The organism is Photobacterium rosenbergii, assembly GCF_003026455.1.
GTDB classification, from domain to species: domain Bacteria; phylum Pseudomonadota; class Gammaproteobacteria; order Enterobacterales; family Vibrionaceae; genus Photobacterium; species Photobacterium rosenbergii.
Map to the genome: position 1 here is coordinate 146,768 of NZ_PYMB01000004.1, position 22,013 is coordinate 168,780.

The 22,013-nt window shown below is 48.6% G+C and carries 19 protein-coding genes; 10 read left to right on the plus strand and 9 right to left on the minus strand.

The genetic code is table 11. The features are described 5' to 3' along the window. Nucleotides 1-150: 150 nt before the first annotated feature. Complete coding sequence (locus tag C9J01_RS13120) at nucleotides 151-459, plus strand: YeaC family protein (protein ID WP_107298604.1); 309 nt, start codon at nucleotides 151-153, stop codon at nucleotides 457-459. 26 nt (nucleotides 460-485) lie between these two features. On the opposite strand, the gene C9J01_RS13125 is transcribed toward C9J01_RS13120, so the two are convergent. From C9J01_RS13125 to sppA, 3 genes are all read right to left on the minus strand, one after another. Further along, nucleotides 486-1,154, minus strand: a complete 669-nt coding sequence (locus tag C9J01_RS13125) for a glutathione S-transferase family protein (protein ID WP_107298605.1) — start codon at nucleotides 1,152-1,154, stop codon at nucleotides 486-488. Nucleotides 1,155-1,284: 130 nt separating this feature from the next. Further along, nucleotides 1,285-2,295 carry an asparaginase gene (gene ansA / locus C9J01_RS13130; RefSeq protein WP_107298606.1) on the minus strand — a complete coding sequence of 337 codons (1,011 nt, stop codon included), beginning with the start codon at nucleotides 2,293-2,295 and terminating at the stop codon, nucleotides 1,285-1,287. An 89-nt stretch (nucleotides 2,296-2,384) separates the two neighbouring features. After that, nucleotides 2,385-4,235, minus strand: a complete 1,851-nt coding sequence (sppA, locus tag C9J01_RS13135; protein WP_107298607.1) for a signal peptide peptidase SppA — start codon at nucleotides 4,233-4,235, stop codon at nucleotides 2,385-2,387. 344 nt (nucleotides 4,236-4,579) lie between these two features. Here sppA and C9J01_RS13140 point away from each other — a divergent pair, with 344 nt between their 5' ends. From C9J01_RS13140 to C9J01_RS13160, 5 genes are all read left to right on the plus strand, one after another. Further along, nucleotides 4,580-6,592 carry an NADPH-dependent 2,4-dienoyl-CoA reductase gene (locus tag C9J01_RS13140; RefSeq protein ID WP_107298608.1) on the plus strand — a complete coding sequence of 671 codons (2,013 nt, stop codon included), beginning with the start codon at nucleotides 4,580-4,582 and terminating at the stop codon, nucleotides 6,590-6,592. A gap of 179 nt (nucleotides 6,593-6,771) precedes the next feature. Then, nucleotides 6,772-7,320 carry an NAD(P)H nitroreductase gene (locus C9J01_RS13145; protein ID WP_107298609.1) on the plus strand — a complete coding sequence of 183 codons (549 nt, stop codon included), beginning with the start codon at nucleotides 6,772-6,774 and terminating at the stop codon, nucleotides 7,318-7,320. A 140-nt stretch (nucleotides 7,321-7,460) separates the two neighbouring features. After that, nucleotides 7,461-8,501, plus strand: a complete 1,041-nt coding sequence (gene selD, locus C9J01_RS13150; protein ID WP_107298610.1) for a selenide, water dikinase SelD — start codon at nucleotides 7,461-7,463, stop codon at nucleotides 8,499-8,501. A 2-nt stretch (nucleotides 8,502-8,503) separates the two neighbouring features. Continuing rightward, nucleotides 8,504-9,598: a tRNA 2-selenouridine(34) synthase MnmH gene (mnmH, locus tag C9J01_RS13155; RefSeq protein ID WP_107298611.1), complete on the plus strand. Its 1,095-nt coding sequence runs from the start codon at nucleotides 8,504-8,506 to the stop codon at nucleotides 9,596-9,598. Between the two features lie 193 nt (nucleotides 9,599-9,791). Beyond that, on the plus strand, nucleotides 9,792-11,807 hold the full coding sequence (locus C9J01_RS13160) for a DNA topoisomerase III (RefSeq protein ID WP_107298612.1): 2,016 nt from the start codon (nucleotides 9,792-9,794) through the stop codon (nucleotides 11,805-11,807). On the opposite strand, the gene C9J01_RS13165 is transcribed toward C9J01_RS13160, so the two are convergent. The 3 genes from C9J01_RS13165 to C9J01_RS13175 form a co-directional block, all read right to left on the minus strand. After that, complete coding sequence (locus tag C9J01_RS13165) at nucleotides 11,804-13,459, minus strand: GGDEF domain-containing protein (RefSeq protein WP_237156962.1); 1,656 nt, start codon at nucleotides 13,457-13,459, stop codon at nucleotides 11,804-11,806. The two genes, C9J01_RS13160 and C9J01_RS13165, sit on opposite strands and share 4 nt — an antisense overlap. A gap of 364 nt (nucleotides 13,460-13,823) precedes the next feature. Next, entirely contained in the window at nucleotides 13,824-14,906 is a 1,083-nt protein-coding gene (locus C9J01_RS13170) for a GGDEF domain-containing protein (RefSeq protein WP_107298614.1), read from the minus strand. A gap of 173 nt (nucleotides 14,907-15,079) precedes the next feature. After that, complete coding sequence (locus tag C9J01_RS13175) at nucleotides 15,080-15,775, minus strand: SDR family oxidoreductase (RefSeq protein WP_107298615.1); 696 nt, start codon at nucleotides 15,773-15,775, stop codon at nucleotides 15,080-15,082. Nucleotides 15,776-15,898: 123 nt separating this feature from the next. Between C9J01_RS13175 and C9J01_RS13180 the strand changes: the two genes are divergently transcribed. Continuing rightward, nucleotides 15,899-16,174 (plus strand): hypothetical protein, encoded by a 276-nt coding sequence (locus C9J01_RS13180; protein WP_107298684.1) that lies wholly within the window; start codon nucleotides 15,899-15,901, stop codon nucleotides 16,172-16,174. 77 nt (nucleotides 16,175-16,251) lie between these two features. Here the strand turns inward: C9J01_RS13180 and C9J01_RS13185 are convergent, their stop codons facing one another. Beyond that, nucleotides 16,252-18,096 carry a DUF3413 domain-containing protein gene (locus C9J01_RS13185; RefSeq protein WP_107298616.1) on the minus strand — a complete coding sequence of 615 codons (1,845 nt, stop codon included), beginning with the start codon at nucleotides 18,094-18,096 and terminating at the stop codon, nucleotides 16,252-16,254. A 49-nt stretch (nucleotides 18,097-18,145) separates the two neighbouring features. Continuing rightward, nucleotides 18,146-18,364: a YejL family protein gene (locus C9J01_RS13190; RefSeq protein ID WP_107298617.1), complete on the minus strand. Its 219-nt coding sequence runs from the start codon at nucleotides 18,362-18,364 to the stop codon at nucleotides 18,146-18,148. Nucleotides 18,365-18,448: 84 nt separating this feature from the next. Between C9J01_RS13190 and yejK the strand changes: the two genes are divergently transcribed. The 3 genes from yejK to C9J01_RS13205 all read left to right on the plus strand — a co-directional run bounded on the left by yejK (nucleotide 18,449) and on the right by C9J01_RS13205 (nucleotide 21,406). Continuing rightward, a complete protein-coding gene (gene yejK, locus C9J01_RS13195) occupies nucleotides 18,449-19,462 on the plus strand; it encodes a nucleoid-associated protein YejK (RefSeq protein WP_107298618.1) in 1,014 nt (337 codons plus the stop codon). Nucleotides 19,463-19,665: 203 nt separating this feature from the next. Beyond that, complete coding sequence (locus tag C9J01_RS13200; RefSeq protein WP_107298619.1) at nucleotides 19,666-20,865, plus strand: Hpt domain-containing protein; 1,200 nt, start codon at nucleotides 19,666-19,668, stop codon at nucleotides 20,863-20,865. Nucleotides 20,866-21,025: 160 nt separating this feature from the next. Then, a complete protein-coding gene (locus tag C9J01_RS13205; protein WP_237156963.1) occupies nucleotides 21,026-21,406 on the plus strand; it encodes a nitrous oxide-stimulated promoter family protein in 381 nt (126 codons plus the stop codon). Nucleotides 21,407-21,522: 116 nt separating this feature from the next. Here C9J01_RS13205 and fldA read toward each other — a convergent pair whose 3' ends face one another. Continuing rightward, nucleotides 21,523-22,011, minus strand: a complete 489-nt coding sequence (gene fldA, locus C9J01_RS13210; protein ID WP_107298621.1) for a flavodoxin FldA — start codon at nucleotides 22,009-22,011, stop codon at nucleotides 21,523-21,525. Between the last annotated feature and the right edge of the window lie 2 nt (nucleotides 22,012-22,013).

Genomic DNA, 22,013 nt, shown 5'->3' on the forward strand with positions numbered 1-22,013 from the left:
TATCAAAATAGAAATAAAAGACTGAGGCGGGCCGCTGATTTTCAGCAGTGTGATCCCTAAAGCATTTTATCGACGTATTCTTGGCGAGCTTTAGAGGAAACTGTTATTACTGCGAGCAAGAAATGCTATTAAAAGGAAAACAAAACAGCCATGGATCTTGAAACTTTGCTTAACGCTATGACCCCAGAAGTATACCAGCGCCTTGCAACGGCGGTTGAAATTGGCAAGTGGCCAGATGGGACACCGCTTACGCCAGAGCAGCGTGATTCTTCCATGCAGGCCGTGATGCTCTACCAGTCCCGCCATAATGCTGAAGCGGCCCACATGACAGTAGAGAAAGGTGGGGAAATCAAATTCAAATCCAAAGCGGAGCTGAAAAAAGAGTTTGCCGGTGATAACCAGTCGGCGTCAGGGATGGCAACAGACGATATTGCCCGTTTTGAACATGACCAACTCTAAAGCAGCCTCCTGCCGCTATCCATCCCTTATTTGATGGTGCCGAGAACCACGGGCGGGCAATAAAAACCTGACAGCTCGTGGTCTTCTTCTCCCATTAGGTTTGCCACCCAGGGTTCTTGTTCGATGCGGGCCAGATAGCTCTCTAGCATCGGGTAATGGCTAAAACGTAATCCTGCCATCCAGCCACTTCGCATTACACTCCAGAGGCTAATTTCAGCCATCGACATATGGTCGCCAATATAACCTTGCTCCGGCAATTGCTCTTCTAGGTATTGTATTGCCCTTGGCAGGTGATGCTCGAGGCACTGCTCTACCGCTTCTTCATCGACCTCTTTGCCGAGCATTTTTCCTCGCAGAATTTTTTGATAGAACAGTACCCCGCCAATGAGGGAAGTGAGGCGGGTGCCGGCATACTCTTCCAACCAACGAATCTTAGCCCGGGTGATTGCGTCACCGGGGTATAGGGGCGGGACAGGGTATTGGTCGTCGAGGAAGTGGGCGATTACCGTTGAGTCCATGATGCTGTGCTGGTCGACTTCCAACACCGGCACTTTCCCCAGCGGGTGACGCTTTTGAGCGAGCTCTTTTTCGACGTAGGGGTTGAGGGGCTGAAGCTCATAAGTGATCCCTTTATAGGCAAGGGCCAGCATGATTTTTCTAACAAAGGGTGAAATCGAGGAGCCATGTAGGATCATAATGTACTCAGAGCCTTTCGCTGACGGGAATAGTCAAAGTGTAGCCGAGTAGTTGATTTTGAGGGCATGACAATAAAAACGGCAGCCTTAGGCTGCCGTTTGTTTTGCTTTCGTGATGCAAAGTGGAGGCTTAGTGGGTTAGTTCGCCACGAAGGTCTTGTTGCATCAGGCTGCGTACGGTTTCAACCGGAAGATCTTGGCTCAGCAGGAAGTGCAGTTTGGCCAATGCCGCTTCTGGGGTCATATCGTAACCGCTCAGGACACCAGCATCCGCCAAGGCACAACCTGTCGCGTAGCCGCCCATATTGACCTTGCCAGATAGACACTGGGTAAGGTTCATGACGATAACACCACGGTCGCTAGCTTCTTTTAGCTGCTCAAGCAGTTCTGCATTCTGCGGGGCATTACCGACACCGAAGGTTAGCAGGATCATCGCATTGACCGGTTGGCGCAGGGTATTGCGGATCACCTCAGGTGAGATCCCCGGGTACATGGTGATCACGCCAATCGGTTGAGGGGTAATATTATGGACTTTGAATGCCCCTTCCGGCTTCTTGTCGATTTCAACATTGTTGAGTTGGATGTTGATACCGGCTTCCAGCAGCGGTGGTAGGTTAGGTGAAATAAAGGCACCGAATCCGTCTGCATGGGCTTTAGTACTGCGGTTACCACGGATCAGTTTGTTGTTGAAGAACACAGTGACTTCGTTGATCGGGTAGTTCGCGGCAACGTGAAGGGCATTGAGCAAGTTGCTCTGGCCGTCAGAACGCAGCTCCGCAAGCGGAATTTGCGAACCGGTGACAATCACAGGCTTGTCGAGGTTTTCGAACATGAATGACAGAGCAGAGGCGGTATATGCCATGGTATCCGTACCATGTAGGATCACAAAACCGTCGTACTTGTCGTAGTTCGCTTTAATATCATCAGCAATGCGCTGCCAATCCGCTGGCGTCATATCCGACGAATCAATCAGGGGATCATATTCGTGGATGGTGAACTTTGGCATTTCTGCACGATGGAATTCTGGCATGCTTTCCAATTGCTGTTCCATAAAACCAGCAATTGGTACGTAGCCATGGTCTGACTTCTGCATACCAATTGTGCCGCCGGTGTAGGCGATGTAAATGTGTTTTCTTTCCATATGAAGGTACAGAATTATCGGTTTGGTGGGCGCATTATACGGGGTATGTAGCGTAAAAAAAGCCCGGCGTTGCCGGGCTGATCTCACTTTTAAAGATCCGGACAGTTTACACAGAAGGCATATTGCCCTTTTGGATCATTGAAGTTACCAAGGGTAGATAGGTCTGTTACAACTTTTTGTGTAACAGGTTGCATGGCTTCAGGCAACTCTCCCCAGACTAGCTGGTGGAAAAAGACTTTGGCTTCAGAGCTGAACTGTTGCATGAACATTTCTGCTGTACTCAATGGCTTAGCCATCCAGCGCACCTCGTAATCCTCACCCAGAGTTGCTAACTCGGCGGCACTGGCAACGGCATCATCAAAATCACCCAGTTCGTCGACCAGACCTAGGGCAAGGGCATCTTTACCAGTCCAGACTCGTCCCTGCGCAACGCTGTCTGCTTGCTCAAGCGTCATATCACGGTTTTGGCTAACCAGACCGATAAAGCGCTGGTAGCCGTTCTCGATGCCTAGCTGGAAGATCTCGGCAATACCTTCAGGCAGTTCGCGGGTTACACCGACACCAGAGAATGGGGTTGTACCAACACCGTCACTGTAAACACCCATCTTCTCCAGGCCTTTTTCGAAGGTGGTCAAGATGGCAAAGATACCGATCGAGCCAGTAATCGTGGTTGGCTGGGCCATGATTTTGTCAGCAGAAGATGAAATCCAGTAGCCGCCTGATGCTGCCACACTCGACATAGAGACAACAACAGGCTTGCCTGCCGCTTTTAGGGCATCAACTTCGTTGCGGATCACCTCTGAGGCAAAAGCGCTGCCCCCCGGGCTATCGACACGGAGAATGACCGACTTCACTTTGTCATCAAGGCGAGCTTCACGCAGTAGGGCCGCAGTGGTATCACCACCAACGTTACCTCTTTGTTGAGTACCATCCATGATGGCACCGCTTGCAACAACGACCGCAATTTGGTTGTCGCTAGGCAACTGTATATCACCAATGGTTGGCTGGTAATCGTAGTAGCTGATTTGGTTGAAGCTATGGTCATCGTTTTCGCCGAAAGCATCGATAAGTTGCTTGCGAAGCTCAGGGCGGTTTACGAGTTCATCGACCAAGCCCATTTTCTCGCTTAGCTTGGCAAAATCACCGTCGACGCTTTTCAACTCAACAACAAATTGATCCAGTTCTGGGGTCAGTGTGCTGGCATCGATCTGGCGGTTTTTTGCTACATCAGAAGTGTAAGCGCCCCAAAGTTGGTTTAGCCATGCGGTGTTGGCTTCACGGGCTTCGTCAGACATGCCATCTAGGGTGTAAGGTTCAACAAATGATTTGTATGTACCGACACGGAAAACATGGGTATTGACGTTCAGCTTCTCGAACAAGCTCTTGTAGTACAGGGTATAGCTGCCGTAGCCAGTGAGCATGACACCACCATCTGGCGACATGAACACTTTGTCTGCATAGCTCGATAGGTAGTACTGGCTTTGTTTGTAATGATCACCAATGGCATAAACCGGTTTACCGGACTCCTTAAATTCTTCCAGTGCCTTGGCGATGTAGCGCAACTTGGTCAGGTTGGTTTCGCTCATGTCGCGCAGGTTGAGTACTAGGCCAGTAATACGTTCATCAGTGGCAGCGGTGCGCAGGGTATCGACGATATCGAACAGGACGTTTTCTTGGGTCTGCTCATTACCGAATGCACTGCTGGTAAGGCTATCAAGCGGGCTGGTATAGCTGCGCTGCTCGACGATGGGACCCGACAGATCCAATACTAACGCAGCTTGCTCCGGTAGTTCTGGCTCTTTGCCACTCTCAGTAAAGGCGAAGAACAGCGCGCCAATGATAATGAGGAACAGTAAGTTGATGATCAGCTGACGGGTAAAGCTGATCAATTTCCATATCCAACGGAAGATTTTGCCAATTCCTTTAAAGATCACTTTCATGAAGTTTCCTGATTTTTCGCCAAGGCTCTGAGCCTGCTTATTTCTCAATCTATATAAGATTGGACGTAATAATAATGATTTAGTTCTGTATCTAAATGTACATGCTAACCGACTAATAAAGGAAATTCAGTAATTAATCGAAGTAGGCTAGTGGTTTAGCGGCACAAGTGGGAAGTACCTATCATCAAGATAATCCTGTGCCATGTCGCTACTTTTGGATACGTTTTTATCCATGGAGTTAGATCTAAATCAATATATTGTTGCGTTAATGTAAACGATTGTTTGAAATATGGTTGGTCGCTTCGTATACTGGTCAGACCATAACAACATAAAGAATGGAAGCCATGGACGATAAATCTTACCCTCATCTGTTATCACCGCTGGATCTTGGTTTCACTCAATTACGTAATCGTGTGTTGATGGGCTCGATGCATACCGGGCTGGAAGAATCCCGCGACGGGTTCAAGAAACTTGCCGCCTTCTATGCTGCCCGAGCCAAAGGCGGTGTTGGTCTTATTGTTACCGGCGGTTTCTCGCCGAACTTTCGTGGTCGTCTTCACCCGCTTAGTGCTGAATTCAGCTCTGGGCGTGCAGCGCGGGCGCACCGTGTGATTACTGACGCCGTGCATGATGAGGGTGGGAAAATCGCCTTGCAGCTACTCCATGCCGGGCGTTATGCCATGCATCCCTTTGCTGTTAGTGCCTCGTCTATCAAGGCTCCTATCTCTAAATTCACCCCGAAAGAGATGAGTACCCGGCAGATCAAGAAAACCATAGAAGCCTTTGCCCGCAGTTCTGAGCTTGCCAGAGAGGCTGGCTACGACGGGGTGGAGTTGATGGGTTCAGAAGGTTACCTGATCAACCAGTTCATCTGTAAGCGCTCGAACCATCGCTATGATGAGTGGGGCGGCAGCTATGAGAACCGGATGCGTTTTCCGATTGAGTTGGTCAAAGCGGTAAGGGCTCGTGTTGGCCGGGATTTTATCATCGTTTTCCGTCTCTCGATGCTCGATTTGGTAGAGCAGGGCAGTACCCATGAAGAGGTATTGATGCTCGCCAAGCAACTTGAGCAAGCAGGGGTTACTATCCTCAATACCGGTATTGGCTGGCATGAGGCAAGGATCCCAACCATTGCAACCCAAGTACCAAGGGCGGCCTTCGCGTGGGTTACTGAAAAGCTCAAGTCGGAAATATCTATCCCGCTGGTGACCTGTAACCGTATCAACACCCCGCAGGTTGCCGAAGATATCTTGGCGAGCAACCAAGCAGATATGGTTTCTATGGCAAGGCCATTTTTGGCCGACCCGGATTTCGTTATCAAGGCTGAGCAGGACAGGGCTGATGACATCAATACCTGTATTGGTTGTAACCAAGCCTGTTTGGACCATGTGTTTGTTGGCAAGCGGGCAAGTTGCTTGGTCAACCCGCAAGCCTGTTACGAAACGGAATTGATTTTGTCGCCTTCGGCCAGTCAGCGCCGAGTTGCGATTGTCGGGGCAGGGCCAGCCGGTATGGCAACGGCCGTTGCGGCGGCAGAGCGTGGCTTTAAAGTCGATTTGTTTGAAAAGAATGATCATCTTGGTGGCCAATTCAACTTGGCGATGCAAATCCCGGGTAAGGAAGAGTTCAAGGAAACTATCCGCTACTTCACCCGCCGCCTAGAGCAGACCGAGGTGAATGTGAAGCTCGGCCAAGCTGTGTCTGTGGAAGATCTGCAAGGTTATGATGAAGTGATAGTTGCCACCGGCGTCCAGCCACGCCGGCCGCCAATTCCGGGTATCGACCATGAAAAAGTGATTGATTACCAGACGCTGATACGTGACAAAGTCGAATTAGGTCAGCGGGTTGCTGTCATCGGTGCAGGTGGTATCGGGGTGGATGTCTCTACCATGTTGACCGAACCGGATCATCAAAGCTTGGATGACTGGCTCAAGGATTGGGGGATCGACAAGTCCATTGAGCATGCTGGTGGTCTATATCCGCACGAGGAATATGTTAGCCAGCGTCAGGTGTGGTTGATGCAGCGCCGCCCAGGCAAGATGGGTAAAGGGCCCGGCAAGACAACCGGTTGGATCCACAAGAAAGTTCTGGAAAAACGTGGGGTCGAACTGCTCAGTGGCGTGAGCTACGACAAAGTCGATGACCAAGGCTTGCACATCACTGTCGAAGGCCAGTCCCGCATACTGGATGTTGACAACATCGTTCTATGTGCTGGGCAAACGTCGGTAGATGAACTCTCCGATGCGCTAAAAGCCAAGAACATCAACGTCCATGTCATCGGTGGCGCTGACGTTGCCGGTGAAGTCGATGCCAAGCGGGTGATCCGCCAAGGTGTTGAGCTGGCAGCGAAGTTATAGAAGCAGAAACGAGTACCTAGATCCTAGTTCCGAGGAAGAGAGAAACTGGTTCTTCAACCTCTAGGAACCAGGATCTAGGTTCTAGGATCTCAATCTCCGAATCTCACACTTTTCCCATGGACTTACCGTATTAAAACTATGCTATCGTCTTAATTAGGATAGGTTTTAACGAGGTTGTTATGGACGCACTTACCTTATTGCTAAACCGCAGGTCACTACCCAAAATGGTAGAGCCTGCACCGCAGGGAGAAGCGCTGGAAGCGATTCTTCGTGCTGGCTTGCGAGCACCGGACCATGCTGGTTTGACCCCGTGGCGGTTCATTGTTTCTCAAGAAGATGGTAGGCAGAAACTCGCTGATATCTTGGTAGAAGCGGCCAACAGTGATGGGGCCGATGAGGCGACTATCGAGAAAGCAGGCAAATCGCCGTTTAGAGCGCCAATGGTGATAACGGTTGTGGCAAAGGTCTCTGAGCATGACAAGGTGCCGGTGATTGAGCAGCACCTTTCGGCGGGGTGTGCAGTACAAGCGATGCAATTGGCGGCGGTTGCCCAAGGGTATGCGGGGTTTTGGCGTACCGGCAAATGGGCTTACCACCCGGTTGTGCGCCAGGCATTGGGGGTAGAAGGTGATGATATGATTGTTGGCTTCTTGTATCTCGGGACTCCCGGTTGCCGTGATGCCAAAGCACCACATCGGGATCTGACCCAATTTGTCGAGTACCTGTAGCCTTATTGCTATGTCGTTTAGGTATACATTGCTAAATCAGCAGGGGGAGCCAATTGGCTGCCCTTTTTGATCCAAGTGGATGACAGGATCTGGTTGCAGGAGTAGAATCCATCGCTCTTGTAAATTTTTCGGAGCGTGTCATGGAAAATGTTCGCCTTACTCAATACAGCCACGGAGCAGGATGTGGTTGTAAAATCTCCCCTCAAGTTCTTGATACTATTCTTCGAACGCAGCTCGCTCCGTTTGCCGACCCTAACCTGCTTGTAGGTAATGAAAGTAAAGATGATGCGGCGGTTTATGATCTTGGCAACGGTACGGCAGTGGTGAGTACCACTGACTTCTTTATGCCGATCGTCGACGACCCATATGATTTTGGCCGTATCGCTGCAACAAATGCGATCAGTGACATCTATGCCATGGGCGGCAAGCCGATCATGGCTATCGCCATTCTGGGTTGGCCGGTAAACGTACTGGCGCCTGAAATTGCTCAGCAGGTGATTGAGGGGGGCCGCGCGGTATGTCGTGAAGCCGGTATTTCCCTTGCCGGTGGCCACTCGATTGATGCGCCTGAGCCAATCTTTGGCCTTGCTGTAACAGGCATTGTTGATACCGACCGTGTTAAGCGCAACAATCAAGCCGAAGCTGGCTGCAAACTGTACCTGACCAAACCTTTGGGTATTGGCGTGCTGACTACTGCGGAGAAGAAATCCAAGCTACTCGATGAGCATCGTGGTTTGGCCCGTGACTGGATGTGTCAGCTAAACAAGCCGGGTGCCGACTTTGCTAATATTGCCGGTGTAAAAGCGATGACCGACGTGACAGGTTTTGGCTTGATGGGTCACCTCAATGAGATTTGTGAGGGCAGCGGCCTGAAAGCTAGCATCGATTTTGCTCAGGTACCACACCTACCGGGTGTCTTTGATTACATCGCACAAGGTTGTGTACCAGGTGGAACCGAGCGTAACTTTGCCAGTTATGGTCACCGTTTGGGTGAGATGACCGAGCAGCAGAAAGCGTTGCTTTGTGACCCACAAACGTCTGGTGGTTTGCTATTGGCAGTTACAGCGGATGCTGAAGCAGAAGTGAAAGCATTGGCCCAGCAGCATGGTATCGAACTCAATGCAATCGGTGAGTTGGCAGCAGCTGCAGCTGACGAAGCGGTACTGATTGAGATTTGCTAAAGATGTCACGTCCTAATTGCCAAGATTTCCGTCAGTTGTTTATCAGCGATACCCCGTTGATGGACATGCGGGCGCCAGTAGAATTTGAACAAGGTGCTTTCCCCACCTCTATCAACCGGCCATTGATGCTTGATGAAGAACGTCAGGCGGTCGGTACATGCTATAAAGAGCATGGCCAGGAAGCGGCGATTGCACTTGGCCATGAGTTGGTTCATGGCGACATCAAAGCTGAGCGAGTTGCCCAGTGGAAAGCCTTTTGTGAAGCGAACCCAAACGGCTATTTGTACTGTTTCCGTGGTGGGCTCCGCTCGCGCATTACCCAGCAATGGCTAAAAGAGGCTGGCATTGACTACCCATTTGTTGAAGGTGGGTATAAGGCATTGCGCCGTTTCCTCATTGACACCATCGATGACGTAGCGACCAAGCCAATGACACTTATTGGCGGTAATACAGGCTGCGGCAAAACCATCATGGTCAATGAGCTCAAAAATGGTATTGATTTGGAGGGTGCAGCGAACCATCGCGGGTCGTCTTTTGGCCGTTACGTGACGGCACAACGTACCCAAATCAACTTCGAGAATGTTCTGGCAATCGCGATGCTCAAGAAGCAGGCTGCTGGGGTATCGCACTTTGTCTACGAAGATGAAGGCAAGATCATTGGCTCGGTCAGCGTACCTTTGGCTATCAACCAGGCTATGCAGCAGGCGCCGATTGCCATTGTTGATGATCCGCTTGATGTGCGCCTCGAGCGTTTGCTTGACGACTATGTGGTTCGGATGCAGCGTGATTTCTGTGCTGAATACGGCGAGCAAGATGGCTGGGAGCGTTTTGCCCAGTACCTTGAACGCGGCATGTTCAGCATTCGCAAGCGTCTGGGATACCAACGCTATGAAGAGTTGCTGTTGGTCCAACAGCAGGCTGTGAAAGCAATGCAAACAAATGGCGATGTGTCAGGCCACTATGATTGGTTGAGCTTGTTGCTTGAGCAGTATTACGATCCTATGTACACCTACCAGCTTGGCAAGAAAGCTGATCGTATTGTCTTCCGTGGTGAATACGCCGATGTGAAGGCATGGTTGGCGGAAAACTGCGCTTAACGTAATAGATCGTTTAGTCGCGGTTTACAGCGAAAAACAGCAAAGGCCTAGCTCTACTGAGCTGGGCCTTTTTGTTAAGGCTATCTCGGAATATAGGAACTGTATCTATATCCAGTGTTTTTCTTGTTCTCTCCGCACTTTTTTCTTATAGTTCAGCCAAGAGTTTCCAAAGCGAACCAACTGAATTTCAACCATGTCTCGTCTATATATTGCAGAAAAACCTAGCCTTGGCCGTGCGATAGCCGCTGTCTTGCCTCGTCCTCACAAGAACCATGACGGTTATATCGAGGCGGGCAACGGGGATATCGTCACCTGGTGTATCGGTCATTTACTTGAGCAAGTCGAACCCGATGCCTACGACGAGAAGTATAAGAAATGGAATATGGCAGACTTACCGATTGTACCGCAGCAGTGGCAGCTATCACCGCGTAAATCGGCTAAGAAGCAGTTGGGCGTAGTACGTAAGCTATGTAAACAAGCTGGCGAAGTGATCCACGCCGGAGACCCGGATAGGGAAGGGCAGCTGCTAGTAGATGAGGTTATAGATTATGTGAACCTTGCGCAGAGTAAGAAAGCGGCCATGCAACGTCTGCTGATCTCCGACCTTAACCCGTCAGCGGTAAAGCGGGCGCTTGGTAAACTGCGAAGCAACCGTGATTTTATCCCGTTATCGGTCTCGGCATTGGCCCGCTCCCGTGCAGACTGGCTGTATGGCATGAACATGACAAGGGCTTATACCCTGCTGGGCCAGAAAGGAGGCTACCGGGGCGTATTGTCGGTCGGTCGGGTACAGACACCAGTCTTGGGCTTGGTGACGCGCCGTGATGATGAAATTGCCAATTTTGTCCCGAAGTCATTTTATGAACTGTTTGCGCTTATTCCCTATCAGCAGCAAGAAATCCGCGCAAGGTGGAAGCCGAGTGAAGCTTGTAAGCCTTGGCAGGATGAAGATGGCCGGGTGATGAACCGCAAGCTTTGCGAGAACGTTGTCAGCCGTATCAAGGGGCAGCCTGCCGAAGTGACCGCTTCAGAGCGGAAGGAGACCCGACAAGCTCCGCCATTACCCTACTCACTATCAGCGCTGCAGATAGATGCCGCTAAACGGTTTGGCATGAGTGCTGCCGATGTGCTGGCCACCTGCCAGTCACTGTATGAAAAGCACAAGGTGATTACTTACCCGCGCTCGGATTGCCGCTATTTGCCAATGGATCACTACCGTCAGGCTACAGAGGTTTGTCAGGCTATTGCCAATACGGATAACCAACTCGGTAAAGCTGTGGATGGTGCAGATACCAACCTCAAGTCGAAAGCCTGGAACGACAAGAAAGTTGATGCCCACCATGCAATTATCCCAACCCCCAAGGCAGTTAACGCAGCAAGCCTGAGTGGTAGCGAGCAGAAGGTGTATCAGTTGGTAGCAAGGCAATACTTGATGCAGTTTTACCCTGCAGCAATATACAGTGAAGCCAAGCTGGAGTTCACTATTGCCGGAGGGCTATTTGTTGCACGGGGACGCCAGTTGATGTCGGCTGGGTGGCGGGCCTTGCTTGGCCGTGATGAACCTACCGACAAAGAGGCTGATCTGGCAGATAAAGTGCCGCCGCTCGAGAAGGGGACGGTCCTGACCTGCCGTGATGGCGAGATCCTCGATAAAATGACTGAACCTCCGAAGCCATTCACTGAGGCGACACTGTTACAGGCGATGACCGGGATTGCTCGCTTTGTCTCTGATGGTTCGCTGAAAAAAATCCTACGTGATACGGATGGTTTAGGCACTGAGGCAACTCGGGCCGGGATCCTTGATATTTTGTTCAAGCGGCAGTTGTTGATGCGCCAAGGCAAAAGTATCCATGCCACAGAGGCCGGAAAGGGGCTGATTTATGCCTTGCCTGATGAGGCGACTTATCCAGATATGACGGCTCACTGGGAACACCAACTGCAGGACATGGCTGATAAAAAGTGTGCTTATAAACCCTTTATGGATGCACTTGAGGGACAGGTAACCCAGCTGATGGAAAAGGTTAAAACCAGCGAGGTACCCCAGAGCCTTCGTGATTTGAAATCGCCTGAACCGTTCAAAAAACGACGTTACAGTAAAGGCAGCGGTAAGAGCAGCAAAGGAGCGCGTAAGTCATCGGGTTCTGGTGCTTCGTCTTCCTCAGCAAAATCGCGCTCACCTCGCCGTCGGACGACGAAGAAAGCGGATTAGGGAGTACGATAATTCGAGCCGTCATCACTGATCATAAATACCTGATTTCGGCCACTAGATTTAGCCTCATAAAGAGCGGCGTCGGTTAATTTGAAAAAGGCATCAGCCGAACTTTTTGGTGAGGGGGTCACCGTACAACCGCCGACACTAATCGTAACGATATTTGCTTGGCTGCCATTTTCGGGAGAGCTAGGTATGCAGAGGGCTCGAATAGCTTCCAGTGAGTGCTCTGCAGCGTATCGTGCCGCTTGCTGGTCTTGTCCCGGCAATAATAAAACAAACTCTTCACCACCGTAGCGGGCAAAGAGCGCCCCTGCTCGACGCTCTATAGGGGCTAATGTGGCCGCTATGGTTTTGAGGCATTGATCCCCTGCGGCATGACCGAAGCTATCGTTGTACTCTTTGAAGTGGTCAACATCGATGATCAGTAACGAAAGTGGTAGTTTATGGCGTTCGGCCCGTCGCCATTCCTCAGAAAACCGCTCATCAAATAGGCGCCTGTTGGCGACTTGGGTCAGCGGATCTTCTTGTGACACCTTTTCAAGCTTATCTTTAGCCTGCTGGAGGGCCTGGGTGCGCTCAGCAACCCTTAGCTCTAGCTCCGTATTGAGTTGGATGAGCTTTTCCTCAGCTTGCCGCCTGACAAGGTGCTGGGAAACGATGAAACCAAACTGTTTCAATAACTGGTGAAGGTGACCGGGTAAAGGCATCCCGCTCAATAGGTTATCGCAGGCAATCCAGCCAATCGGTGTATCTTCATCCCACAAAGAGATATACGCGCTCCAACCAAAGCCAACGACTTTCAAGTTATGATATAGCGGCGTGTTATCCTCTATGGCGAGGTACTCTCCCCTTTGTTGCAGTATATGGGGCGCAAACCATAAATCCGGTATTTTGGACTCAAAGTATTGCTCATTCACAGTGTTGCCATAGATATCGGTGCCATAGGTACCTTGCATCCGGTTACCGGGTTGAAATAAAAAAATAGCCATCCGGTCGATGCTGAGTTGCTTTTTGGCTTCATCGACAGCAATAAACAACATATTGTCGATAGAGTGGGCCCGCCATAGCTTGAAAGAGATGTCATGTAAGGCCTGTAGTTGTTTTTGTAAGTTGTGCTGTTCATGCTGGCGGATTTGCAATTCGCGCTCTGCGATTCGTCGCCCGCTGTGCTCGTCTTGAATAATGGCATCAATCATGGAAGCGTTAAGCTCGGAGGCGAGTAATGCCCCAAGATAACGAAAGTCACAGGCGCTTAGTTGTGAGGTGTCAACGTTTTGCGGAAAATCAACAATCATACAGCCTATGATCTGAGAGCGTCTTTCCAACGGAAGCGTTAGTCGACGAACGTTTTTATAGTCAACGAGGGTACATTTTTTCAGCCTAATGGCCTTGGTCACTTGGTGAAAAGGGAAAGTGTCGCTGTCTTGATATTCAACGGGAGGGAAAAAGTAATGGATACCCTCCTTTCCCACATTGAGCAAAGTCATCCAGTGTGACTTGTAAGCAACGACCAAGGTAGCGTCTTCCACTGAAAAGCTCAGTAGAAGGTTCCGGCATATTTGCTCGCAAGTGGTTCGTAAACCATGAGACTTCCCCGTCAAGTTAAGTACCCGATCATAGAAGTCTTGAATGTGTGTAGTCTGAGCCAAATGACCTTCCCAAAACATAGCTTGTGATGTAGCACAGAATTACTTCAATCCGTATTCGATACCGGTGGAAGCTTTTTGGCGGCAACGGGGTAACAGACTGCCTTCGAGGGTTATTTCATTGCTATTGTTACGATTTTTTTACTATGAAAGGCTAATGGATACAGCAAACTAACATTTTTATGTTGGGAAATTACTAAGAATGCGACGCATAACACAGGTGTGGTGTAATTGTCAATTCGCTCAGCGAGTGGTTATGGGAAGCTATAGCAGTATTACAGGAAGTCCCTGCGCGACTTATCTTTCTTGAACGCAAGTGGGAGAATGAGATCTTTCTATTACTGAAATTAGTGCCAGATATTTTGACTCAGTCGCACAGTGAAAAATTGTTTTTACCCGTTTCTTTTACTTTGTACATTCTCATGTCGGAAAGTTTTTTGAGAGAGTCTGAATCAACCGCATCATTTGGGAAATTGGCACCACCAATGCTGACACCAACAGTAACTTTGTCACCGCCAATAAAGATCGGGCTAACTGTTTCTTCAATGATCCTTTGGCATATTTTAACTACAATCGTTTTATCTTTTACGCCAGGTAAAATGATTAAAAACTCATCGCCTCCTATCCGGCAGCAACTGTCTGTATGGCGTGTGACTGCAAGCATTCTTTTCGCAACAGTTTGAATAACCTTATCTCCAACATCATGGCCGTACTTATCATTTATAAGTTTAAAGCCATCAAGGTCCAAGAATAGAAGGAAGCACATCTCTTGATTACGGTTAGCTTTATTTATGGCCGCTTTCAAACGGTCGTTTGCCACCCTTAGTGTAAGTAGCCCAGTTAAATTATCATGATTGGCAAGGTGTTCAATCTGCAGTTTTTGTTTGGAGATATTATTTAAAAGAGATAATTTCACTTCATTTAATTTTAAAATTGCGTCGATAGCAGCATAGCCAGCAATGACCATAATCAGAAGGTGTGATATCCATGTTACTGGCTGCGATAGGGCTATTTCGTGTTCTACTCGAGGCGTTAAATACCCGTCAGTAAAGAGGTAACCAATTACAGATACAACAGCTAAATATAAACCACTAATTATAAGCATCTCGAATTTAGTTCGCCTGATACTGGTGACAAGCAGCAAAAACATAAACATACTTGCGGTGTTAGCAGAAATACCGAACGTGAGTGTTGTCCCCAGACCAATCGTCATACTACATACAACCAGAAAGATTTCCATAACGAATATTGGTGTTTTGGCCCGCTGAAAAAAAAGGATTATGGCAGCAAGAAAAACTACGATATGTATGGAATAGATAGGCAGGAAGCCTGTTGTCACCCAGCGTGATAATGACAGCGGTGTTGCTAGAGCAACGAGTACAAGTAATGAATAAAAGATCCTACTAACTGATTGTTGCTTTATTTTTTTTAAGCGGCTGTAGTACTCCATTAAACTTGTCTATCCTCACAGGTTGAACGGTAGTTATGTTATATCAGACTCTCCTGCAGGCTAGTTTAGTCTGTATTTAGCAAAGTAAACTTGAGGCAAGTTTTTTTTGCCGAACAAATCGCATTAAATATTAAATGTAGAGCTTGGCTTTTACGCCAAGCCTCAATATACCTTTACCAAGGTAAATAATTGCCCTGATAATCCATAAACAAGCCTGAGTCGGCGGGCGTTAGGTTGTCTATCACTTTTTTCAACCCAAGGGCTGAAGTCTGGCTATCGATGAGGGCATTTGGCCCGCCCATTTCGGTTTGTACCCAGCCTGGGTGGAGGGCAATGGAAATGATGCCTTCTGGTAGCAAATCATTGGATAGGCTTTTTACCACTGAGTTCAGCGCAGCTTTTGAAGAGCGGTAGATGTATCCGCCACCACTGGTATTCTCAGCCGTGCTGCCGACTTTGGAAGAAAGGCAGGCAAGTACACCGGGTGTACCTTGCTTGAGTTGGGGGTAAAAGGCTTCTGCAATTTTCAGAGGGGCAATGGTGTTGATTTCGAATACTTTACGCCATTCATCTGCATCGGTGTTGCCAAACCCATATCCTTTGGGGCCGTAGTAACCGGCATTGTTGATAAGCAAATCTAAGCTCACAGATTCCATGGATTGGGCGAGGTGCATGATAGCTTGGTGATCAGTGACATCAAGTTCGGCAATAGTCAGGTTTGGAAAAACATCTTGCCGGTGGGTTAACTCTTCGGCATTGGCTATATCGCGGCAGGTTGCAAAGACCTGCCAACCGGCTTCAAGGTAAGCCACGGTTAACGCCAGCCCGACACCACGGTTTGCGCCGGTAATTAAGACGGTTTTGTTCATTATTTCTTCCTCGAAAACCCTAATTGCTTTGAGCTATAAGATAGCGGAAGTATCGAAACTAAGACAGGCGATAAAGGTGTACTCCGCTACATTTTAGGTGTTTATATTCATATACGGATGTTTATGACTTTTTTACTGAAGTTTGCGGGACTATCGCTTTTTTGTATCATTCTTTTGGGGTGTGCCGAGACCCGCCATGAGACGTTGTCTGATTTAGGGTTTACCCGTCCTTACCTGGATGGGTACCAAGATGGCTGCTTTAGCCGCAAGAACGAGCCATCGACTCATCTGGATGGATTCAGGCAGGACCCTGAAAGGATGGAAGCAGATAACAAATATGCCTATGGCTGGCATGATGGCTATGACCAATGCTATGCCGATAATAAAGAATATCTCTGAACAAGGTTTCCCTATACCGGGGCAAAAACAAAGAGGGCAGCCAAATGGCTGCCCTCCCTTCTAGATAATCAGTGTGGTTAGTGTGCCTGGTGGAAGCGCTTCATCTCGTGCATGGCCTGCATCAGGGTAGAGAGCTTGGGCTTGGCAGCATCCAATCGTTTGTAGTCTTGGTCATATACCAGGTAGTTGCCGTATTGATCGATCACCGTGGTGGATGTCGGCTGGATCATTACAATATCCCTTTCGTTGCCAGCTAGGATCCAGCGACGCTTGGATGAACCGGTAAACAAACTACTGCCGCTGCTGTATGCACTTGCTGGTGTCGTCGTATTGAGTAATGCTTCCATCAGCGTTGGCGCAATATCCAAGTGGCTGGTGAGCCTGTCACTGACTGAGGAGACACTTCCCGGCCAATGAATAACCAAAGGCACTTTGAGTTGGTATTGGCTGTAGTTGCTGTTCGCGCCCCAGCTGTTGCTGCCAGTCTCGTTGAACTCCGTACCATGGTTTGCGGTGATAATCACGATGGTATCGTCCAAAGCGTCCTGCTGCACCAACTGGTCAAAGATCTGGATCAGTTGCTCATCGATAAAATAAGCAGCATTTCGGTAACTGTTCTTCAGGATCAGGTTTGTGTCTTGTCCTGATATGTTGTTAGAGCCTAGTGACGGTTCGAATCTTGGTGTGTAGTCACCGCCTTCTTCGAAGTTTTGAACCGAGTTTAGCTCAATATAACTAAACCAAGGTTTGTCGCTATCTCTAGCTTCAAGCCAGTTTGCCCAGCTTTCCACGACCTCGGTATCTTGAGCGATTCCTGCCATTGCTTCGAGTGGTAGACCGCTGAAAATGGCTTCGGTATAAATCGGGTCCTGCAGCAGGTCATCGCTGCCAAATAAGCCAAACTGGTAGCCACGTTTTTCAAGAGTACTCACCACAAGTGGCTTGGTATTGCTTGAACGTGCGCTGTTGATATAACTACTCGGTAACCCATAGAACAAGCCGAAAATGCCTGCCGTATTCTCGTTGCTACTGCTGTAGTGGTTTTCGAAATTCAGATTCTGGCTGGCAAACGCTGATAGGTAAGGCATGGTGTCGGCTTCTACCATATCGCTGCGTAGGCCATCAATCATGACAACCAACAGGTTTTTGCCAGTGCCAGGATCGTCGAAGGCCATTTTTTCCAGCGGGTAACGCAGCTGTTCGCTGGCCTCTATCCCCTGGGCATTGAGGCGTTCGGTATATTCTTCACGGTCAAGCAAGCCATGCTTTTCCATGAAAGTTTTCGCCGTCATTGGGTAAGACAGCGGGAAATTAGAGCGTTGGGCAGTAATTGGGCGGTATAAATTGGCATCAGCCCAGATGTACATCAAGTGGCTGCTAATAAAGCAGATCCCAAAGACGGTAGCGATAGGGACCCCAACATGCTTGCGGGTCAGCTTTCTAAGCTTGCGCCACAGCCACTCGGATAGAACCAACTGGAGCAGGAAGATTACCGGGACAGTAATAAACAAATATTGCCAGCGGGCATTGAGTTCGGTGCGCTCTCCACTTAGGAGAAGATCCCAGACCAATGGGCTCAAATGGAGCTCAAGGGATTCATAGGCATGGGTATCAAGCAGCAAAGCGGTTAGGCCAATGGTGGCTACTAACACTGCAAACAGCCGCATTAGGCGTTGTGATGGGATAATGAAGCTAGCTGGGAACAGGATGAGGATATAGAACCCGAACACCAAAAAGCCGAAGTGGCCTACCCAGCTTGTCAACAGGTAGAGTTGGCCGAGCAGGGACGCCGGCCACTCAGAATGGGCAATATACCGCGTACCCAAAAGCATGGCAGCGATGATATTGAAAAAACTGAACCAGTGTCCCCAGCTGATAAGCTGAGAGACTTTGTCTTTGTAATTGTTACCGCTGGAGACCATAGATGTCAGTGTTTCCCAGTCCTATATAGCTCTGTCACAAGCAACAAGATTAATCTTCTTTGATGGAAGATTGCAGCGCGTGTGCAAATTTGTCTGCAATAGCTTTCCTTTGCGATGCAGGAACGTCAGCATTGATGATGTTAGTGGCGATGTTGCCTACGATCATCAGTGCAAGTTCTGCAGAAGCATCATGCTTCTCTAATACATCGAACATATCTTCAATGATTTGTTCAACTTTTTTATTGGTGTATTTTGAAGTAATTGGCATAGGAAGTCTTGTTTAATCTTGTTTAATGTTAAGGAAAGCGACTTATAATAACCTACACATTAGAATTACTGAAATTTTTCCATTATGAGTCTCACGCTTTCCAATGTCATTCTTCACCAAATTGTTAAGAATGAAAACGATGAATTGGAAATTCATCTACGAAAACAATCCCTTGAAAATAACACGGCAACAGAAGAACTGGTCTCCGAGCTTCACCGTGTATACAGCAGCAAAGGGGCCAAAGGGTTTGGCCACTTCTCCGACGATAGCGAATTTGGCCACTGGCTGAAACAGGCCCGTCGCGGTGAGTTGGACTTTCTTACATTTTCTAACCAATCAGCCCAGCGCCTGCAAACGGAGTTGGCGAAATACCCGTTTGCCGAAACCGGTACGCTGGTGATTGCTGAATACCAATCTTTGGCCACTGACTACTTATTTATCGGCCTACTGCCGACTTGCCACAGTATGAAGGTTACCGAGCAGCTTGATATCAGTGCGACGGACTACCTGGACGTCTCGAAGATGGATATTGTTGCCCGTATCGATTTGTCTTCATGGGAGACCGATGCTGACTCTAACCGCTACCTCACTTATATCAAAGGGCGTGTGGGCCGTAAGATCGCTGATTTCTTCCTAGATTTCCTTCAAGCGGAAGTGGGTTTGGATGTTAAAGAACAAAATCAGGTTCTGATGCAAGCCGTGGAAGATTTCTGTGCTGATTCAAGAATGGATAAAGACGAGAAGCAGGAATACCGCAAGCAAGTGTATGACTACTGCAATAGCCAGCTACAAGCTGGTGATGAAGTCACCGTTAAAGAGCTGGCTGCCGAGCTTCCAGAATCAGAAGACGGTACTGACTTCTATCAGTTCACTTCTCAACAAGGTTATGAGTTGGAAGAGAGCTTCCCTGCAGATCGCACCGCAATGCGTAAGCTTACTAAGTTTGTTGGCTCTGGCGGTGGGGTGACCATCAATTTTGATGGTATGCTGCTTGGTGAGCGCATCTTCTATGATGCTGATACGGATACCTTGACCTTGAAAGGTACCCCTCCAAACTTAAAAGATCAGCTGTTGCGTCGACTTAATAGCGACAGCTAACATATTGTAAAAAGGGCAGCTTTCTGAGTTGCCCTTTTTTTGTTGAGTGTTTTGTTGCATATTTTGGAAGCAAACTCTGATTTTGGTTGTACCTCTCTAATTTTTTTGCCTACAGTTTTTGTATGTCTTTTAGTACTTAAGTGAATACATTTCCATACCAAGGTTGAGGTGTTTTACCATTGGTGAAATGGAAAGGAGTGACCATGACAAACGCTTCCGGTAAAGGTTCTACTACCCCCAAGCCCTCTCGCCATTCTGCGGCAAGTTTGATTGGTATCTGCTTAATTGTCGTTGCGCTGCCGAGTCTTTATCTTGGCGCTACCATGCCCGGTGTTATAGGTTATTCATTGATAGCCATTTCTGTTATGGCGCTGGTGGCAGCTCTGGGTATTGGGTATAACCAGTTGGTGAAGAGCAAAGGAGATACGAAAATTGACTTGGAAGCTTCCTCTGAATCGGCGTTCGAGCTTAACCAATCTGTTGAGCCTGTATCTAAGCCATTAAGCTTATCTGCTGACGTGGAAGCCATGGTGGTCTTTGATACCGAATACCTGCTTGATACCATGGATGGCGACCGTGATATGGTCACTATGTTATTGGAAGTGTTTGTTGATGAGCACCTTGATGACGGCCATAAGATTGTAAAGGCCCTCCAGGCCGGAGATTTAGATCAGGTACAAATGATTTCGCATAGCTTGAAAGGGGTGTCAGCCAGCTTGGGCACTGAGCAAATTCATGCCTTGGCCGAACAGATTGAACACGAAGCAAAGAACCAGGCTAATAGTGAAAAGCTAGAAAACCTTGGTGAGTTGTTGAAGATGGTGTTCACACCTGCAGCATTGGCAATACAAGCTTTTATGGATGAAAGTGCGGAGATTAAGTCCCGCCATCCTACTCAGGAAGACTCTTCTCTGGGTGAACAATCAGAAGAGGCAAGCCATCATGAAGAGGTTTCTAATTACGCCGCTACTGAACTCAATGCAAGTAAGCAAGAGGCGACAATAGCAGAGCACTCCAGATTAGGTGAAGAACCTGGGGCAACGCTGTCTTCTGATTGGCTTGATGTGAATGCATTGCGGGAAGCGATGGATGGTGATGAGGACACTGTCTGTATGCTGCTGGAGATTTTCATCGAGGACAATGCCGGCAAAGGGCAGGTCTTGGTTGCGGCGGTTTCGGAGCCCGGTCAGCAAGATCATGCACTTAACATTGTCCATGCGTTGAAGGGGGTCGCGGCAAACCTCAGTGCAAGGCCATTACGTGAATGCTGTGGTGTGGCTGAGGCTAAATTTAAGCAAAATGAGCCAGTATCGGTTGAAGAATGTCGAGCAATAGAGCAAACCTTGAACCAGACCATCGCGAGTGCTGAGGCTTACCTTGCTAAGTCAGCAATAGGGGCATAGTACTTTTTGCTACGTCGTTAGACGTAAATCTTTTGGGGTACTGTAGGGAAAAAGCAAAGATTGTTAGCAGGATTTTATTTTGGTGCGTCGCAATTTAGCTGAGTGATTTGTTTGTTCGCTAGCCTGACTTGATCGAGATCATATAAATGCCGGGGTGGCAGTGGATAATAGCGCCACTATGATCTCTCAAACTTCTAGTCCAGCTCGTCAGCAGCGTGAGTTGGATACTGCAAAGGCGATGATTCGCCTTTACTGTAAAACGCTGCACCGTGGTGCCATTATGTGCCCTGAATGTGAAGGGCTAATTAAATATGTTGAACACCGCGTTGAAAAATGCCGACTTGGTAATGAAAAGCCAAACTGTATCCAGTGTAAAAGCCACTGCTACCAGCCTGCCAAGCGCCTGCACTTTAACCATGTGCTGCGATGGGCTATGCCGAAATTGGTATGGCGGCGTCCTTTGCAAACCCTAAAGTTTAAATTCGACTGCATGCGCCGTGGCGAAAGCGTCGAAACTTCCTCTTCTTCGTTGCAACAGTAACCGCTCTAGCTAAAACCATTAATAATGGTGTGCGCATCGGCGTAATACCCAGATCAGAGAAGGCTGCACCGAGAAGATGCAGCCTTTGTTCTTTTGTTCAGTAGGGAAATTAACGCCTATAGGCCCAGAGAAGCTAACCAAGTGGCAATACGATCATCCGTAAGTTCTGGTTGACGGTCTTCATCAAGCGCCAGGCCAACAAATTTTCCTTCTTTGACTGCACGGGAGTCGTTGAACTCATAGCCATCAGTCGGCCATTCACCGATTAGTGTACCGCCAGCCTCTTCCACCATTTCGGCCAACTCGCCCATGGCATCAAGAAAGCTATCTGGGTAGTCAATCTGATCGCCCAGGCCGAATAGCGCTACTTTTTTGCCATTGAGGTCGGCGTCTTCTAGTTCAGGGACAAAGTAATCCCAGTCTGGTTGCATTTCACCATAGTTGGCAGTAGGGGTACCTAGGATCAATAAATCATAGTCATCAAAGATCTCGCTGCTGTTGCCTGCAATGTCCTGCGCTTCTAAAGACAGCTTAGAAGCGATCTTCTCTGCCACTTTTTCTGTGTTGCCGGTATCGCTACCGAAAAAAATACCGATGTTAGCCATAA

Coding starts and splice junctions, on each gene's coding strand:
- C9J01_RS13200 (WP_107298619.1), top strand. CDS start 19,666: ATGACAAACGCTTCCGGTAAAGGTTCTACTACCCCCAAGCCCTCTCGC.
- C9J01_RS13180 (WP_107298684.1), top strand. CDS start 15,899: ATGACTTTTTTACTGAAGTTTGCGGGACTATCGCTTTTTTGTATCATT.
- C9J01_RS13160 (WP_107298612.1), top strand. CDS start 9,792: ATGTCTCGTCTATATATTGCAGAAAAACCTAGCCTTGGCCGTGCGATA.
- ansA (WP_107298606.1), bottom strand. CDS start 2,295: ATGGAAAGAAAACACATTTACATCGCCTACACCGGCGGCACAATTGGT.
- selD (WP_107298610.1), top strand. CDS start 7,461: ATGGAAAATGTTCGCCTTACTCAATACAGCCACGGAGCAGGATGTGGT.
- C9J01_RS13175 (WP_107298615.1), bottom strand. CDS start 15,775: ATGAACAAAACCGTCTTAATTACCGGCGCAAACCGTGGTGTCGGGCTG.
- C9J01_RS13170 (WP_107298614.1), bottom strand. CDS start 14,906: ATGGAGTACTACAGCCGCTTAAAAAAAATAAAGCAACAATCAGTTAGT.
- fldA (WP_107298621.1), bottom strand. CDS start 22,011: ATGGCTAACATCGGTATTTTTTTCGGTAGCGATACCGGCAACACAGAA.
- C9J01_RS13145 (WP_107298609.1), top strand. CDS start 6,772: ATGGACGCACTTACCTTATTGCTAAACCGCAGGTCACTACCCAAAATG.
- yejK (WP_107298618.1), top strand. CDS start 18,449: ATGAGTCTCACGCTTTCCAATGTCATTCTTCACCAAATTGTTAAGAAT.
- C9J01_RS13120 (WP_107298604.1), top strand. CDS start 151: ATGGATCTTGAAACTTTGCTTAACGCTATGACCCCAGAAGTATACCAG.
- C9J01_RS13140 (WP_107298608.1), top strand. CDS start 4,580: ATGGACGATAAATCTTACCCTCATCTGTTATCACCGCTGGATCTTGGT.
- C9J01_RS13190 (WP_107298617.1), bottom strand. CDS start 18,364: ATGCCAATTACTTCAAAATACACCAATAAAAAAGTTGAACAAATCATT.
- C9J01_RS13185 (WP_107298616.1), bottom strand. CDS start 18,096: ATGGTCTCCAGCGGTAACAATTACAAAGACAAAGTCTCTCAGCTTATC.
- C9J01_RS13125 (WP_107298605.1), bottom strand. CDS start 1,154: ATGATCCTACATGGCTCCTCGATTTCACCCTTTGTTAGAAAAATCATG.
- mnmH (WP_107298611.1), top strand. CDS start 8,504: ATGTCACGTCCTAATTGCCAAGATTTCCGTCAGTTGTTTATCAGCGAT.
- sppA (WP_107298607.1), bottom strand. CDS start 4,235: ATGAAAGTGATCTTTAAAGGAATTGGCAAAATCTTCCGTTGGATATGG.